The organism is Bradyrhizobium ingae (genome assembly GCF_055791185.1).
Genome location: NZ_JBVUBB010000003.1, coordinates 131658 through 148130 on the forward strand (window position 1 = coordinate 131658; position 16473 = coordinate 148130).

Annotated in this window: 15 protein-coding genes; all 15 read right to left on the reverse strand. The window is 65.5% G+C overall.

Annotation, left to right across the window (positions count from 1 at the left end; translation table 11 throughout):
* Positions 1-17 precede the first annotated feature (17 nt).
* From ACV1FX_RS05640 to ACV1FX_RS05710, 15 genes are read right to left on the reverse strand one after another with little or no spacing between them, the layout of a single operon-like run.
* Positions 18-866, reverse strand: coding sequence for an MBL fold metallo-hydrolase (locus ACV1FX_RS05640; RefSeq protein ID WP_473116564.1), 849 nt, complete (start codon positions 864-866; stop codon positions 18-20).
* Positions 867-901: 35 nt separating this feature from the next.
* A complete protein-coding gene (locus tag ACV1FX_RS05645; protein WP_473116565.1) occupies positions 902-1792 on the reverse strand; it encodes an amidohydrolase family protein in 891 nt (296 codons plus the stop codon).
* Positions 1789-2910, reverse strand: a complete 1122-nt coding sequence (locus tag ACV1FX_RS05650) for a vWA domain-containing protein (RefSeq protein WP_473116566.1) — start codon at positions 2908-2910, stop codon at positions 1789-1791. Before ACV1FX_RS05650 ends, ACV1FX_RS05645 begins: the two co-directional genes overlap by 4 nt.
* The gene (locus ACV1FX_RS05655; protein WP_473116567.1) at positions 2907-3788 is read right to left on the reverse strand and encodes an AAA family ATPase; all 882 of its coding nucleotides are present in this window, start codon (positions 3786-3788) and stop codon (positions 2907-2909) included. Before ACV1FX_RS05655 ends, ACV1FX_RS05650 begins: the two co-directional genes overlap by 4 nt.
* Before the next feature lie 7 nt (positions 3789-3795).
* Positions 3796-4818: a xanthine dehydrogenase family protein molybdopterin-binding subunit gene (locus ACV1FX_RS05660; RefSeq protein WP_473116568.1), complete on the reverse strand. Its 1023-nt coding sequence runs from the start codon at positions 4816-4818 to the stop codon at positions 3796-3798.
* The gene (locus ACV1FX_RS05665) at positions 4819-6411 is read right to left on the reverse strand and encodes a xanthine dehydrogenase family protein molybdopterin-binding subunit (protein ID WP_473116569.1); all 1593 of its coding nucleotides are present in this window, start codon (positions 6409-6411) and stop codon (positions 4819-4821) included.
* Between the two features lie 11 nt (positions 6412-6422).
* Complete coding sequence (locus ACV1FX_RS05670) at positions 6423-6899, reverse strand: (2Fe-2S)-binding protein (RefSeq protein ID WP_473116570.1); 477 nt, start codon at positions 6897-6899, stop codon at positions 6423-6425.
* A gap of 6 nt (positions 6900-6905) precedes the next feature.
* The gene (locus ACV1FX_RS05675) at positions 6906-7724 is read right to left on the reverse strand and encodes an FAD binding domain-containing protein (RefSeq protein WP_473116571.1); all 819 of its coding nucleotides are present in this window, start codon (positions 7722-7724) and stop codon (positions 6906-6908) included.
* 2 nt (positions 7725-7726) lie between these two features.
* Positions 7727-8170 (reverse strand): SRPBCC family protein, encoded by a 444-nt coding sequence (locus tag ACV1FX_RS05680; protein ID WP_473116572.1) that lies wholly within the window; start codon positions 8168-8170, stop codon positions 7727-7729.
* A gap of 5 nt (positions 8171-8175) precedes the next feature.
* Complete coding sequence (locus ACV1FX_RS05685; protein ID WP_027521173.1) at positions 8176-8613, reverse strand: SRPBCC family protein; 438 nt, start codon at positions 8611-8613, stop codon at positions 8176-8178.
* Between the two features lie 10 nt (positions 8614-8623).
* Positions 8624-11533, reverse strand: a complete 2910-nt coding sequence (locus ACV1FX_RS05690; protein ID WP_473116573.1) for a flotillin family protein — start codon at positions 11531-11533, stop codon at positions 8624-8626.
* Positions 11534-11559: 26 nt separating this feature from the next.
* Positions 11560-12393, reverse strand: coding sequence for a phosphoenolpyruvate hydrolase family protein (locus tag ACV1FX_RS05695; RefSeq protein ID WP_473116574.1), 834 nt, complete (start codon positions 12391-12393; stop codon positions 11560-11562).
* A gap of 3 nt (positions 12394-12396) precedes the next feature.
* On the reverse strand, positions 12397-14613 hold the full coding sequence (locus ACV1FX_RS05700; RefSeq protein WP_473116575.1) for a Tm-1-like ATP-binding domain-containing protein: 2217 nt from the start codon (positions 14611-14613) through the stop codon (positions 12397-12399).
* Positions 14606-15388, reverse strand: coding sequence for an ABC transporter ATP-binding protein (locus ACV1FX_RS05705; protein ID WP_473116576.1), 783 nt, complete (start codon positions 15386-15388; stop codon positions 14606-14608). The genes ACV1FX_RS05700 and ACV1FX_RS05705 overlap by 8 nt, the downstream gene beginning before the upstream one ends.
* The gene (locus tag ACV1FX_RS05710) at positions 15381-16472 is read right to left on the reverse strand and encodes a branched-chain amino acid ABC transporter permease (protein WP_473116577.1); all 1092 of its coding nucleotides are present in this window, start codon (positions 16470-16472) and stop codon (positions 15381-15383) included. The genes ACV1FX_RS05705 and ACV1FX_RS05710 overlap by 8 nt, the downstream gene beginning before the upstream one ends.
* Between the last annotated feature and the right edge of the window lies 1 nt (position 16473).

Sequence of the window (16473 nt, forward strand, 5' to 3'; positions counted from 1 at the left end):
TCGCTCCCTTGGGCATATCAGGCGGGGAACCAGTTACGCTGCGGCAGCGATTGCACGATCGGACCTGGGACTTGGTCATGCAGCCGGCCGACAACGTTGCCGCCCTCGATCTTGGCGGGACGGTCGTGCACCGGCAGCAGGTAGCGCGAATTGCTGAGCAGCTTCTTGATGGATGCCTTCTCGGCGCGCTTGGTCGTGCCGTGGTTGCCGGTCGTGCGCGGCTCCCAGTCGTGGATCTCATGGAAGGGCGTGACGATCTGGTCATTGAAATCGTAGATCACGTCGCCGCAGATGGTCGCGATGCCGTCGGCAGTGTGGACGATGATGTTCATCGAGCCCTCGGTGTGCGCATTCGCAGCATCGCAATAGACGCCCGGCATCAGCTCGATGGGGCCGGTTATTTCGAGGTCGAGGAAGCGCAGCGCGCTCTTGGTATGCAGGCGGTCGATCAGATGCTTGATGTCGGGCGCCGGATATTGCGGGTGCATGAGGCCGGAGACGGAATATTCGAGCTCGCGGCGGTTGACGACGACCGTCGTGTTCATCGGGAATAAATCGTCCTTGCCGGCGTGGTCGATGTGCAGATGGGTGTGACAGACGAAGCGGACGTCGCCCATGCGAACGCCGTGGCGCGCGAGCTGGTTCTCGATCATGTGCTCGTGATACTGCAAGCCACGCATGCCCAGCGTTTCCATGATCTGGTTGGAGCGGTAACCGGTGTCGACGACGACCGGGTAGGGGCCGCCGAGGATCAGGAAGCCGAGGGTGAGGACGCGGCGGGTGCGGCCGCAGTCGCGGCCCAGAACCAGGAAGCTCGATTCCAACTCGATATCGCCATAGTCCAGGATCTTGATCTCCAGTGGCATTCGTTTCCCTCCCTGCCTCGTTTTTCTTGCTGCCTCTACGGTCCAAGCCCGTAGACGCTCGCCGCGGTCGTCGTGAAAATGGCCTGGCGTTGCGCGTCGCTCAGTGGCGCAGCGGCAGCGCCGAACGCGTCGATCAGCTCGCGATAGCTGGTCCACAATTTCTCGATCGGAAAATTGGAGCCGAACAGGCAGCGTTCGGCGCCGAAGATCGTGACCGTATCGGCGACCACGGCCGCGACGTGCGCAGGATCGTTGCGGTGAATGAAGGTGCCGAGCCCGGAGAGCTTCGCGACGACGTTAGGGCAGGCGGCAAGGCGGGCCATGCCCGCACGCCAGGCGGCGCGGCCCACAGGTGACAGGTCTTCCGGCATGCCGGCGTGCTGGAGGATGAAGGTCACGTTCGGGCAGGCGTCGGCCAGGTTCGCGGCGCCCGGCATTTGCGGTGTGAACACCTGGAGGTCAAAGCTCCACTCGTAGTCGGCGAGACGCGCGACATTGCGCCGGATCGCGGGATCGAGACAGAGATCGGGACGGCCCGCAAATCGGTAAAGAGGGTTCTCGTGCCAATGGAGTTGCATGCGCACGCCGCGCACCAGTGGATAGCGTTTCAGGCGATCGAGTTGCAGGCGGACGTCGTCGGCGGCGAAGTTGGCATAGGCGACGATGGCATGCGGCCAGCCGTGCTCGTCGGCAGTCTCTTGCACCCATGCCGCTTCATCCTCAAACCGGTCGTTGGCCCAGTTGGTCTGGACGTAGACCGAGCGGGTGACGCCGGTATCTCGGAGATCGTCGAGATATTCTTGAATCGGATAATCGCGCCGGATCGGCTCGTAGGCCCCGAAGATGCGTGGTTGCATCGGACCCGTGAGCCAGGGCAGATCAGCCTGCCGCCAGATATGATGATGGCCGTCGATTATACCGCTCACGCCGCTCTCCTTCGTCCGAGTGCGAGCACGTGCGCAACGATCGACGCACTCGATCCGCCACCGGAGAGATCGTCGACGAAGCGTTCGATGGCGACCAATGCTTCGGTTTGCGGACGGAAATCCGCAGTCGTCGCGAGTGGCGTCAACCAGCTCACCCGCCAGGCACGCCGGGACAATTTTGCGACCGCATCGCGCAGCGCATCGGGTTCGCCCCGTTCGAGGCCGTCCGAGATGACGACGACTGCCGCACCGCGCGCATAGCCACCGAAGCGCGGTACGGCGAGGAAGGCTTGCAGGGCGTCGCCAATCCGCGTGCCGCCGTCCCAGTCGCTGACGAGATGCGCGGCGGCATTGAGCGCCTGCTCCCCGCGCTTGATGCGCAATGCGCGGGTAACGCGGGTCAGTCGCGTGCCAAAGGTAAAAACCTCGATCGTGGGCGCGGCCTGTACCAGCGCGTGCGCGAGCTTCATGTTCTCCTCGGTGCGGGCCTTCATCGAGCCGGAGACATCGATCAGCAGCAGGAATTTGCGGGGGCGCTGCCGCCGCTTGAGGTGGCCGAGCCGCAAAATCTCGCCATCGCTGCGGACGGTGTCGCGCAACGTGCGGCGCAAATCGGCGAAGGGCCCGCGGCGTGCACGCATGCGGCGATGACCGCGCCGCTTCGGCAGGCGCCTCGGCGCCTCGCGTGCCAGGCGGCGCAGCGCATCGCTGGAGGAGGTGACCGCGAACCGCCGCTCGACCAGGGCCTCGGCGCGCGTTGCTGTCAGCCCGGATTCGCTGGCGTCATCGGAGAGCAGTGGTTCTTCGTCGCCGCGGCCTTCCTCTTGCAGCCGGATAGTCTCGTCATCTTCGCCCTCGTCGGTCCGCTCGATGGCCTCGCTGCCGCGGAAGTGCAGATCGAACAGCCGGTCGAAGGTGGCGCGACGTTCGGGTTGCGGGGCCAAGGTTGCCAATGCCGCCTGCCGGACGTCGTCGAGGCTGCGCGGGCCGAGCAACCCGATCGCGGCGAGGAAGGACGTGGTCTGCTCCGGCGCGACGGCAAAACCGTTGGCGCGCAAAAGGGCCACGAAGGATATGAAGACGCGCACGGCGCGTGGCAGCAGCGGTTCGGTGCTCATGCGGAAGCCTCCGCAAGCAGGGCGTCGAGCCGCGGCGAGATGAAATGCAAATCCTCTTCGTCCTTGAGCGCGACGCCGATCGAGCGCTTGAATGCATCCGGCCAGCGCGCGCCGCCCTTTTGAAGGAGGGTTGCGGCCTCGGCCCAGTCGACGGCCTCGGCGATCCCTGGCGCCTTGCTCAGCGGCTCGCGCCGGAGCTTGCCGACGGCGGCAACGACCGCGCGGGCCGTCGCTTCGGCGACGCTGGAGGCCCGCATCATTACGATGCGCGCCTCGCGTTCGGCGGTGGGATAGTCGATCCAGTGATAGACGCAGCGTCGGCGCAAGGCTTCGTGCAAGTCGCGTGTGCGGTTGGACGTTAGCACCACGACCGGGCGCTCGGCCGCGCGCACCGTGCCGCGCTCGGGAATGGATATCTGGAAGTCGGACAGGAATTCGAGCAGGAAGGCCTCGAACTCCTGGTCGGCGCGGTCGATTTCGTCGATCAGCAGCACGGTGGAATCCGGCGCGCGCAGCGCGGCGAGCATGGGACGTTCGATCAAGAACGTCTCGCCATAGATGTCGATGCTCTCGTCGCCGGCCTGACGGATCGCCAGCATCTGGCGCGGATAGTTCCATTCGTAGAGCGCCGCGGATGCGTCGATGCCCTCATAGCATTGCAGGCGGATCAGCCGGCGGCCGAGCACGGCGGCGATGGCCTTTGCGGCCTCGGTCTTGCCGACACCCGGAGCGCCTTCGAGCAATAGCGGCTTGCCGAGTGCAAGGCCCAGATAGGCCGCGGTCGCGAGCCCTTCGTCGGCGAGGTAATAGGCGGCGCGCAACGCCTTCTCCAGCGCCTCCGGGCTGTCGATGCCGACGATGTTGCTGCGAACCGCCATCGCAACCTCAGCGCCGCGCCTGCGGCCGCGCGCCGCCCTGAGCCTTGATTGCGCGCAGCACCTTCTCCGGGGTGATCGGAAGGTCGTCGACGCGCACGCCGACGGCGTTGAAGATCGCGTTCGCAACGGCCGGCAGCACCGGATTGGCGCACATCTCGCCGGGACCTTTGGCGCCGAACGGGCCATCGGGAGCTGGGCGCTCCAGCACGGCGATGTCGTGCGGACAGATGTCGCCGGGACCGGGCATCAGATATTCGACGAAGTCGCGCGGGCCGTGCACGGGATCAGGATAATAAGGTTCCGGCGTTTCGTAGAGCGCGTGGCTGACGCCCATCCAGGCACCGCCGACTAGCTGCTGCTCGACAAGTCGCGGGTTGAGCGCGCGGCCGAGCTCATAGGCCGAATCCATGCGTACCATGGCGACCTCGCCGGTCTCGTCGTCGACCTCGACCTCGGCGACAAGGCAGGCATGCGCATAGCAGGTTGCCGGCGACATCTCGCCTGTTTCCGGGTCGACGTCGGAGAGCGGCACCAGGAAGATGCCGCGGCCCGAGATCGTCTTGCCCTGCTTGAACTGTGCGGCGATGGCGACATCCTTGGTCGAGATCGAGCGGTGCGGCGCACCCTTGACGTGGATGTTGCCGCGCCCGTCGGTCTCGAGATCGGCGGCGTTGACCTCCAGCTCCTCTGCCGCGGCCTCCATCATCACGCCGCGCGCCTCGCGGGCGGCGGCCATTACGGCGTTGCCGACGCGATGCGTGCCGCGCGAGGCGAACGAACCCATGCAATGCGGTCCGGTGTCGGAGTCTGCCGTGTCGACGTAGACGTCCTCGACGGGCACGCCGAGCGTCTCCGCGCAGATCTGCCTTGTGACCGACTTCATTCCCTGGCCGAGATCGATCGAGGACAGCGCCACCGTGAATTTGCCGCTGGGATTGGAGTGCACCAGCGCCTGGCTGGGATCGCCGCCGAGATTCATGCCGATGGGATAGTTGATCGACGCCATGCCGCGTCCGCGATGCCGGGTCATCTAGCGCCTCCTGGTGCCGAAGACGGAGGAGAAACGGGTCGCCCCATGCGAGGGCGCCGACGGTCGCTGTGAGGGCGGTGGCGGCGCGGGTGGAGGCGGTTCATGCGGCGGCTCGCGGGTGACCGAGGGCGGAAGCCGATCATAAGTCGTGCGCTGCTGGACCGGGGCTGCCGGCCGCGCGCGCGAGTCCGCCGGCGTCGGCGGAACGACGGCACGACTACCGCCGCCGTCCTTGCGCGAGGAGGCGCGTCTGAACTCCTCGCGGATCGGCCATTTGGCCTTCTCGGCCGCGACCTGAACACATTCGATCAGCGCCGTGTTCTTCGCCTCACGCCGATGTGCCTTCATGTCGCCGTCGCGATAGGCGTTGAGGATGCGGAACTCCATCGGGTCCATGCCGACGAGATGCGCCAGCTTGTCCATCTGGCATTCGATGGCAAAATCCATTGCCGTAACGCCGAAGCCGCGCATCGCTGTTGCCGGTGTGCGGTTGGTGAAGACGCAATAGACGTCGCCATAGACGTTGGGGATGGTGTACGGCCCCGGCAGATGCGCGGCGCACTTGACGGCGGCATAGCTGGACAGCCGCGTATAGGCGCCACTGTCAAAATAAGCGCGTATCTTGCGCGCGACGATGCGACCGTCGCGCATCACGCCGTCCTTGATGTAGATGCGCTCGGCGCCGCGCGGCGGGCCATATTGCATCTCCTCTTCGCGCCCGAACACGTAGCGTACAGGGCGCCCCGTCAGCATCGCGCCGAGGATGGCGAGCGGTTCAGTCAAGGTATCCACCTTGCCGCCGAAGCCGCCGCCGACGGTGCCGCCGATGAAGTGGAAGGTGTTGGAAGGCACGTCCAGGATCTTGGCGCAGGTATCGACCGAGAAGAACAGCGCCTGGGTCGAGGTGTAGACGATGTAGCGGCCGTTGGTGTCGGGTGCCGCGATCGCGCCGTTGGTCTCGGTCGGCGCATGCTCGATCGGCGACATCAGATAGCGCTGTTCCAGGACGTGATCGGCGGTCGCGAGCGCCGCGTCCACGTCGCCGAAGCGGAGCTTCTGATGATCGTAGACTTCATGATAGGTGAAGGTGTTCTTGGGATAGGTCTCGTTGACCACGGGGGCGCCCGCCTTCAGCGCCTCCTCGACATCGAACACGGTCGGCAGCGGCTCGTAGTCAATGCGCACCTTGGCGATCGCCTCAAAGGCCTCACGCTCGCTGTCGGCAACGATGGCGACGATCGGCTCGCCCTTGTAGCGGACCTTGTCGACCGCAAGCGACGGCTCGTCGTCCTTGCCGAAATTGATCAGGCTGAGCAGCGTGTTGAGATTGCGTGGCACGTCGGCGCCGCGAATGATCCGGCGCACGCCGGTCGAGCGTTCGGCTTCCGCCGTGTCGATGCGGCGCAGCCGCGCATGGGGATGGGTCGAGCGGACGACCTTCAGATGCAGCATTCCCTGCAGCTTGTGATCGCCAAAATAGCTGGATGTGCCCGTGACGTGGCCGAGCATGTCCTGACGCTGCGTGCCCTTGCCGATTTCCTTGAGATTGTCGTCGCGCTCGTCGGCGAAGATGTCCTTGCGCAGTTCCAGCATGGCGAATGTCCTCAGGCGCTGGCCCGGCCGCCGGAGGCGGCGAGAATGGCGTTGATGATCGGCTCGTAGCCGGTGCAGCGGCAGATGTTGCCGGAGATTGCTTCCACGATTTCGGCGCGGCTCGGCTGTGGATTGCGGTCGAGCAGGGCCTTCGCGGCCATCAGCATGCCCGGCGTGCAATAGCCGCATTGGGCCGCGAAATTGTCGGCAAAGGCGCGCTGGAGCGGATGCAGGTTCGGGCCTTGCTTCAAACTGTCGAGCGTCTCGACGGAACGGCCGGCGACGGTCTCTGCCAGCGTCAGGCAGGAAAGATGAAGCTCACCGTCGATCAGCACGCTGCATGTGCCGCAACCGCCCTGGCCGCAGCCGAATTTCGGCGTCATGTCGCCGATCAGTTCGCGCAGCGCGACCAGCAGATTGGTGCCGCCGTCGACGAAGATAGCGACGTCGCGGCCGTTGTGACGAAATTGCAGCGGAGTCTTCGACATGGCGGTCTATTCCTGACCCGAGAGAAGGCGGCGCAGATGCACGCCGACGATCTCGCGGCGATACCAGGCGCTGCCGAGCGCATTGTCGGATGGTGAAGTCCCTTCACTCGCGGCGGAGGCTGCGGCAGCTATGGTGGCGGCGTCAAGCGAACGGCCCTCCAGCGCGCGTTCGGCGGCGCGCGCGCGAATCTGTGTCGATGCCATCGATCCCAGCGCGATGCGCGCGCCGGCGATCCGGCCGCCGCTGATCGGCAGATGCGCGGCGAGCGTGATGACGGAGCCGCCTTTCGGCTTGATGCGGGCGATCTTGCGATAGCGAAAGGCCTCCGCACTGCCGGGCCGGGTGCAGGAGACCGACAGCACCAGCGTGCCCGTCTGCCGTTCGCGCGATTGCAGAAATTCCTCAATTGCTATGTCGCGCGCGCCAAAACCGCCTTGCACGGCGACGGTGGCATCGAGTGCCAGCAAAGCGACCGTGAAATCGCCGTAGGGATTGGGAGCGAACAGATTGCCGCCGACCGTCCCCATGTTGCGCACGGCAGGCCCGCCGATCGAGCGGGCAGGGGCATGCAGGAATGCGAGATCGCGCTCGGCCAGAATTCTTGCAAACGTCACGCCGGCGCCGAGGGTGACGCGCGGACCGGATGTGTCGATCCGGGACAGCGCCTGATCGCTGGCGCGCACGACGGTCGAGATCGAGACGTCGCCCTCGTTCAGCGCGCGCATCACGAGCGTGCCACCGCCAAGGTAGCGCGCGCCACGGTCCGACGACAGGGCCGCTGCTGCTTCGCTGGAACTCGCAAAAGTCTTCACCGTCACGGACATGGTTACGCGGCCTCCTTGAGATGCCGGCGGATGGCCTCGAAGCCGGCCTGGTAGATGTCTTGGGCGACCATATGGGTGATGCGGGCCGCATCCTCCGGCTTCGTCGCGAAGCGCGATTCCCAATGCCAGAACGTACGATCGCCATCGGTGACCGGCAGCAGGCGGACATGGGCCACGTAGTTGAACATGGGAATGGGAGTATCGAGCAGGCAGTAACTAAAGGTCTGTTCGAGATCGGAGAGCGCCAGCAACTGCTCGCGCAGTTCCGAGCCGTCCTGCAGCTTGAATCGCCTGATGCAGCCAATCTTGTCGGAAGGGTGCGCGCGCTCGATCGAGGAGGTCGCGACCGCCGGATGCCACCGATCATGGCCGTTGAAATCGCGGAGCACGGCCCATGCCGCGTCAGTCGGCGCGTCCAGGATCGTGCTTTTGACGATATGCGGCACGGCTCTCATCCTCCGAACACGCGCTTGAGCGCATCGAAGCCGCCCTGGAACACGCCGCCGCCGATATTGTTGACGAGCTCGCTCTCCCGCTCCGGCGCGCAGTCGAATTCGGCGGTCCATTCCATGAAGGTCTGGTCGCCATCCGTCACGGGCGTCAGCCGTAGCGTCGCTACATAGTTCTCGACGCCCATGGGGGATTCCAGGATCGAGTAGGTGCAGAACATGTCGTAGTCGGAGAGGCCGAGCAGCTTCTCGCGGATGCGGTCGCCGTTGCGCAGCCGAAAATCCCTGACGCAGCCGATCTTGTCGGAGGGCTCGCCGCCCTCGATGCGGCTTTCGGCGATTGCCGGGTGCCAGTTCGGCATGCCGTTGAAGTCGCGCACCCGCGCCCAGACGCGATCGTTGCGCGCATTGACGACGGTTGAGACGTAGACGCGGGCCATGGACTGAACCTCAGCTCTTCTTGCGCGGGCCGCGCTCGGCCGGCGGTTCGCCTTCGGCGGAGGGCGCAGGCGAGGCGGCGGGCTTGTCGCCGCCACCGCCGCCGCTCTTGCGTGTCGAATCCTTGATTCCTTGCATGTCGCGGGCCTCGCGGATCAGGCCCGGCATTTTTGCGAGGCTGCCGCCTTCGACGCCGATGTCCGACAGGATCGAGTCGATCAGCGGGGCCTGGACGCGGTAGCGCAGCGCCGAGTCGATCACCTCGTCGGTGGCGCTGCGGCCGCCATTGCCACCGCCATGGCCGTTGCCGTTGAGACCGTCGACCTGGAGGATGCGAATGCCCTCGATCTTCTCCATCGGCTTGACGCTCTCGCGCACGATGCCCTCGATGCGATCGAGCAGCTTTCGTCGGAACAGCGAGTAGCGCGCCTGGTCGGTCAGCACGTTCTCGGCCTCGTTCAACATTCGTTGCGCTTCGGCCTCAACAGCCGCGCGGACACGCTCGGCTTCCGCAGCAATGCGTGTCTCCTCGGCCTGCTTCTCGGCGAGCAGCACTTCCACCGTCTTGCGGCGCTTTGCGATTTCGCTTTCCCGCGCCGTGACGACCCGTTCGGCGGCTTCGGTCGCGCGCATCCGAGCTTCTTCTGCGGCAGCTCTCGCGGCGGATTCCTCCAGCGATTTCTGATGGATGGCGATTGCCTTCTCCATCAGCACGGTCTCGACTTCCTTCTCGCGGTTCACCTCCAGCTTGCGCAGTTCACGCTCGCGGCCGATGCGGGCTTCGTCGAGGCCCCGATCGGAGGCGATGCGGGCGCGTTCGACTTCCTCGCGGGAGGCAATCTCGGCTTCCTGCAGTGATTGGACGCGCGCGACTTCGAGCTGCTCGATCGCGCGGCGCCGCTCGATACGGGCGGCTTCCAGCGCCTGCTCGCGCGATACGTCCGTAGTTTCGACCTCCTTGAGCGCCACGATCTCGGCCTGCCTGACCTGTCGGTCGGCATCGATGCGTTCGGACTTCTTGGCCGATAGCGCGATCACACGATCCTCGTCCGCGATCTCGATGGTCTTCTTCTGTTCGATGTTGAGCACCTCGCGCTTCTTCGAGGAGTTGATCCGCTCGGCTTCGAGCGCAAGGTCGACGCCGATGCGCTGGCGCTCGATGGCGTCGCGTCGCTTCAACTCGGCCGCTTCCAATATGCCGGTCCGCTCGATTTCGAGCGCGCGGGTCTCGCGCTCGGCCTGGATGCGCTCGGCGGCAACCGCCTTCTCCTGTGCGATGCGCGCGGCCTCGATTGCCTCGCGGGAAGCGATATCAGCTTCCTCAACGGCGCGGTTACGGGCGATCTCGAGCGAGCGGACGCGTTCCTCCTGTGCAATACGCGCCGCTTCCGTCGCCTCGCGTGCGGTAACGCCGGCGATATCCAGGGTCTGATTGCGATCGATTTCCAGTTGGCGCGTGTTCTGCTCTGCCGCAATGCGCTCGGCGGCGAGCGTCCGCTCGCGACTGATCCGAGCTGCTTCGACCGCACGCTGCGCCTCGATCTCGGCCTCCTGGATAGTACGCACCTGCTGGATCTCCAGCGCGCGGGTGCGCTCATCGGAGGAAATGCGCTCGACATTGACAATCATGGTCTGGGCGATGCGGGCCTTTTCAGTGGCCTCGCGTGCCGCGATCTCGGCCTCATCGACGGCGCGGGTCCGCTCGATCTCGCGGCGGCGCGTTTCTTCCTCGTTGGCGATGCGAGCGTCGGTCACGATCCGATCCTGCTGGATTCGGGCCTTCTCGATCGCTTCGCGTGCGGCGATCTCGGCTTCCTCGACAGTACGCATCCGTTCGATCTCGCGCTGGCGCACCTCGCGTTCCGAAGCGATGCGCGTCGTATCGATCGAGCGCTGGTTGGCGATGCGGGTCTTCTCGACCTCCTCGCGGGCGAGCAGCTCCTTCTCTTCGATTGTCCGGGTTCTCTCGATCTCCTTCTGGCGCGTCTCTCGCTCGGAGGCGATGCGTGCCTCCGCGATGACCTGATCGTTGGCGATGCGAGCCTTCTCGATGGCTTCGCGCGCGGAGATCTGCGCCTGCTCGGCCTCGGTCTCCCGTAGCGCGCGCTCGCGGGCGACCTCAGTGCGCTGAAGTGCGCGGCGCATCTCGATGTCGCGTTCCTGCTCGAGGCGCGCGGTCTCGCTTTCGCGCTCGATCTCGAGCGCCTGCCGCTCGGCTTCCAGATTGCGCGAGCGAATCTTGATCATCGAATCCTGCTCGATGTCGTTGCGCAGCTTGCGCTTGGCCTCGATGTCTTCCATCAGCCGCGTCAAGCCCTCGGCGTCGAAGCGGTTCGAGGGGTTGAAGAATTCGAGGTCGGTCTGGTCGAGATCGGTGATCGCGACCGACTCAAGTTCGAGGCCGTTCTGGGCGAGGGCTTCGGCGGCATTGGTCTTCACGCGCGTGACGTAGTCGCCGCGCCGCTCGTGCATCTCTTCCATGGTCATCTCGGAAGCAACCGAGCGGATCGCGGAGATGAACTTGCCGGCCAGCAACGCATGGAGCTGCTCCGGCTCCATGGTGCGGCGGCCGAGCGTGGCGGCCGCAATCGAAACGGCTTCCCGGGTCGGCTGCACACGGACGTAGAAGTCGGCCTCGATGTCGACCCGCATGCGGTCACGGGTGATCACGGCGTCCTGCCTGGAACGGATGATGCCCATCGGCAGCACGTTCATGTTGACCGGCGTGTAGTCGTGGATGAAAGGCAGCACGAAAGCGCCGCCATTGATCACCACGCGCTCTCCAAGGAAGCCGGTCCGGACGAAGGAGACCTCCTTGGACGAGCGATGGTACAGCCAATTCACGATGTAGACGCCGACCACGATCACGACGATCGCGACGATGAGCCAGAGGATCAATTCACCGACCAAAATCCCCGACATCTTTCCCTCCCTCGAACGTTTCGGCGTTAGCGCGCGCCGATCGCCTTGAATTTGCGAACCTGGTCCGTCAGTGCCCGCTCCACGGGCAGGCGCTCCATCGAGGAGGCACCGTAGAAGCCGTGGCAGTGGCGGGTGTTCTTCATGATGAAATCGGCGTCCGCGGGATCGGCGATCGGACCGCCATGCGCGAGCACCAGGATGTCCGAATTGACGCTGAGCGCGGCTGAGGCCCAGGTGTCGATATGCGCCGGGCAATCGGCAAGCTTCGGCGCGGTCTGTGCGCCAATCGTGCCGCCGGTCGTCAGGCCCAGGTGACAGACGATGATGTCGGCGCCGGCGATCGCCATCGCGGCGGCTTCCTTCTCGCTGAAGACGTAAGGCGTCGTCAGCATGTCTTTCTCACGTGCCTTGGCGATCATGTCGATCTCCAGCGCATAGGACATGCCGGTCTCCTCCAGATTGGCGCGGAAGATCCCGTCGATTAGGCCAACCGTCGGAAAGTTCTGCACGCCGGCAAAGCCGAGGGCCTTGAGCTGGTCGAGGAAGACGTCCATGTCGCGGAACGGATCGGTGCCGTTGACCCCGGCGAGCACTGGCGTCTTGCTAACCACGGGCAGCACTTCACTTGCCATTTCCAGCACGATGGCGTTGGCATCGCCGTAAGCCATGAGGCCGGCGAGCGAACCGCGCCCGGCCATGCGATAGCGGCCGGAATTGTAGATGACGATGAGATCGACGCCGCCGGCCTCTTCGCATTTGGCGGAGAGCCCCGTGCCGGCGCCGCCGCCGACGATCGGTTCGCCGCGCTTTGCCATCTCGCGAAATCGCTTCAGCAGTGCAGCCCGTTCAAACCTGGCCATCGGTCACCTCGCCATTCTCCGGCGCGCCCCGGTGCGTCCGAACAGGGTTTTGAACGCACCGACAATCGTGGAGGCGAACTCGGGATCGTTGATGTTGTTCTTGGTGCGGATAAGCTGGCGGTTGCTCGTCTGCCGCACAGTGCGCTCGAGCACACGGAACAGCGCGGCATCCGCCTCGGGATCCCAGAACGGCCGTCCCTGCGCATCGAGCGCGGAGACGCCGCCCTCGGGAATGAAGAAACGCACCGGCCCGTCCATCTGGTTGAGCCGCTCGCTGATCCATCGCCCCATACGCTCGTTTTCGTCCACCGTGGTCCGCATCAAGGTGACCTGCGGATTGTGGACGTGGAATTTGCGGCCGCGATAGCGCTCGGGGATGGTGTCGGGCGCCCCGAAATTGACCATGTCGAGCGCACCCACGGAGCCGACATAAGGCACGCGGCTGCGGACGATCGCGCCGAACCGGTCTTCGCTGGCCGGAAACACGCCGCCCATCAGGAGATCGCAGACCTCGGTCGTCGTGAGATCGATGACGCCGGCGAGCTGGCCGGACTCGACCAGCTTCTCCATCGAGCGTCCGCCGACGCCGGTGGCGTGGAATACGAGGCATTCGAAATCATCGCGCAGGTCGGCCGCGATCTTCTGCACCGCCGGCGTGGTTACGCCGAACATGGTGATGCCGATTGCGGGCAGGCTTGCGCGTGTGATGCGCTCTTTGGCCTCGCGTTGATCGAGACGTGCCTTGACCATGCCGACGAGCGCGTTGGCGCCGTTGGCAAGCACGATGCGTGAGACCGAGTTGAGGCCCTGCACGTCGGTGACCGAATACATCATGGTGATATCGGCTGGCCCGACATAGGGGCCCACGTCGCCGGAGGCGACCGAGGAGATGATCAGCTTCGGCACGCCGACGGGGAGGGCGCGCATGCCGGGCGCAACGAGCGAAGCCGCTCCGGAGCCGCCGGCCGAGATGACGCCGGCGACGTTGCCCTGGCGGCGGAGCCAGTTGGCGAAGGCATCGGCCATCGCGGTTACGGCGACACCGCGGTCGGCGCCGAACACGGCCGATCCGCCGCGGCCGTGGTTCAGCGCAATCTCTTGGGCGGAGACGTCGCAGCTCGTGTGCCTGCCGCTGGTCGAGACGTCGACGAGCCGCGTGCGGAGGCCGCTTTCCGCGATGGTGTCACGGATGAAGCGCAGCTCCGTGCCCTTGGTGTCGAGCGTGCCGACGACGAGCACGACGGGCGGTCCGGAGGTTTGCGCTGCGACCGGCTCGCGCTTGCGCCGTGTGGTTTCGTCGAGCCGCGCGATCTGAGTGGAGAGCGTGCGCGCTGCGGCCTCGATGCGGGCAATCGGCACCGGTTGCGACCAGCGCGTCGGCAGCGTCGGATTGGAGATGTAGATGCGGATCGGACCGCTCGAACGCGTAGGCTGCGGTGCCGCTTTTGCTTGAGAACCGGCCACGGGAACGTCGATGTCCGCCTCGAGCCCGGCATGAAGCCCAACGCCAAGCAGGCGCTGCTGCAAGTCGCGGTCGGCGGCAAGACGAACGGAATCGATGATGCGATTGATCCGGCCGTTCACCATGATCGCGACATTGCGCGAGATCGCAGTGGCGACGCCAATATTCTGCTCGATCACGAGCACGGACATATCGCCGTCCTCGCCGAGACGAAGCAGCATCTCCTCGACCTGGGCGACGATGACAGGGGCAAGGCCCTCGGTCGGCTCGTCCATGATCAGGAGCTGCGGATTGGTCAGAAGCGCGCGCGAGATCGCGAGCATCTGCTGCTCGCCGCCGGAAAGCTGGCCGCCGCCATGGTCCTTGCGCTCGGCGAGACGGGGAAACGTGTCGTAGATGCGCTCGACGGTCCAGGCCCCGCTGCGGATGCCGCCGGCGAGCTGCAAATGCTCGTCCACGCTGAGCGATCGCCAGAGGCGGCGTCCCTGCGGCACGTAGCCGACGCCGAGACGCGCGATATGCGCCGGCGGGCGCCGCGTGATGTCTTCGCCCTGAATCCGGATCGAGCCGCTGCTGCCCCGCACAAGCCCCATGATCGCCTTGCACAGCGTGGTCTTGCCCATGCCGTTGCGCCCCACAACGGAGAACACGCCGGCATCGAGCGTGAGGTCGACTCCTTGCAGCGCGTGCGAATGGCCGTAATAGACGTCGAGGCCTTTCACCTCGAGCGCGGGCGCGGAGCGCCGGATTTCATTCATGGCCGCCTCCGAGATAGAGCTCCTGGACCTCGGGATCGGACTGTATTTCCTGCGGCAGGCCCTCCTTGAAGATGCGCCCGTTGTGCATCATCGTGACGCTCTCGACGACACGCAGCGCCACGTCCATGTCATGCTCGATGATGATGTAGCCGATATGGGATGGCAGCGAGGTCAGAATCTCGATCAGCTCGAGCCGTTCGGCGGGCGAAAGACCTGCGGCCGGCTCGTCGAACAGCACGAAGCGCGGGGCGCCGGCGAGCGCGAGCGCGATCTCGAGCTGACGTTGCTGGCCGTGTGCGAGCTCGGCCACACGTTGATCCCTGACGTTTGTCAGATGCACGGCCTGCACGAGGTTGTCCGCGGCATGCATCAGTGCATCGTTCTGGCCAGGCCGCAGGAGCGAGAAACGCCCGCGCGAGACGCCGCGGCAGGCGAGGTAGACATTGTCCTGCACGGTGAGGCCAGGGAATAATGCAGAGATCTGGTAGGTCCGCCTCAGGCCACGGCGGATGCGCTCATAGGGCGGGAAGTGCGTGATGTCCTCGCCGAAGAAGCGGATGGTGCCGGAAGATGGCGGGAAGTCGCCGGTGATGCAGTTGAACAGCGTGGTCTTGCCGGCGCCGTTGGAGCCGAGCACGGCGCGCCGCTCGCCGGGGCGGACTGTGATGGTGACGTCGGTCAGCGCTGCGAGCGCACCGAACAGGCGCGTCACGCCGCGCAGCTCGAGCGCTGCGCCGGCGCCGACGGCCGAGAGGCGATGGGCGACGCTATCCATGACCGGATCCTTGACCGCTCCGTCCGCTTGGGCGTGTCGGGATTGTGCGCTGGCGCCAGCGCTGCCAGAGTCCGATGACGCCATCCGACGACCAGAACACGATGGCGAGGAAGCCGAGCCCGATCAGCAGCCGGAAACGATTGCCGTCGAGTCCGATCTTGACCAGGAAGTCGAGCGCGAAGGTGCGCAGCAGCACGAAGATCAGTGCGCCGATGTAAGGGCCAATAGGCCGCGTGATGCCGCCGACGATGGCTATGATGAGAATGTCGATGCAGGCGCCGACGCTGACCGATCCGGGGGATATCTGCCGGTAGTTCCAGACCTGCAAGACGCCCGCCAGCGCCGCAATGAAGGACGCAAACGCATAGGCCGCGACGCGGTGGGCATTGACGTTGAAGCCGAGCGCAGCCATGCGGCGAGGATTGTCGCGCACGCCTTGCAAGGCGAGGCCGAAGGGGGCGCGGGAAATGTATTCGACAGCGAAGTAGCAGAGCGCAGCGACGCCGAGCACGACGTAGTAGAAGGGAAGGTCGGCGCGCCAGTTGACGCCCCAGAAGCGCGGCGTGCCGACGTTGTTGATTCCGGTGTGGCCGTTGAAGATCGCCCAGTTCTGGTTGGTGAAATAGTAGAAGGCTGCGCCAATCGCGAGCGTGATCATGATGGTGTAGATGCCCTCGGTCCGCACCGCGAGCGCACCGCCGAGCGTGCCGAAGGCGGTGGCGAGCGCGAGCGCCATCGGCACCGCAAGCCACCACGGCCAGCCCAGGCTGATATTGGCGTTGTCGCTGGTGCCGAACACCGCGACCATGTAGGCGGCAAAGCCCGCGACGGTGAGCTGCATCAGGCTGACCATGCCGCCATAGCCGGCCAGGAACATCAGGCTGAGCGCGATGGTGCCGAGGATCAGGGTGGTCGCAAAGATCTCGATCAGAAAGAAGCCGTTGGCGATCAGCGGCATGATCAAGAGGATGATCGCGACGATCCAGGCGACGGGATTGTCGATTTCCGGCCAGCCACGCAATGCGAGCCGCTGCGCGCCGGCGGCGGTGCGAACGGGAACGCGTGCGTCGTGGGTGAGCGACATG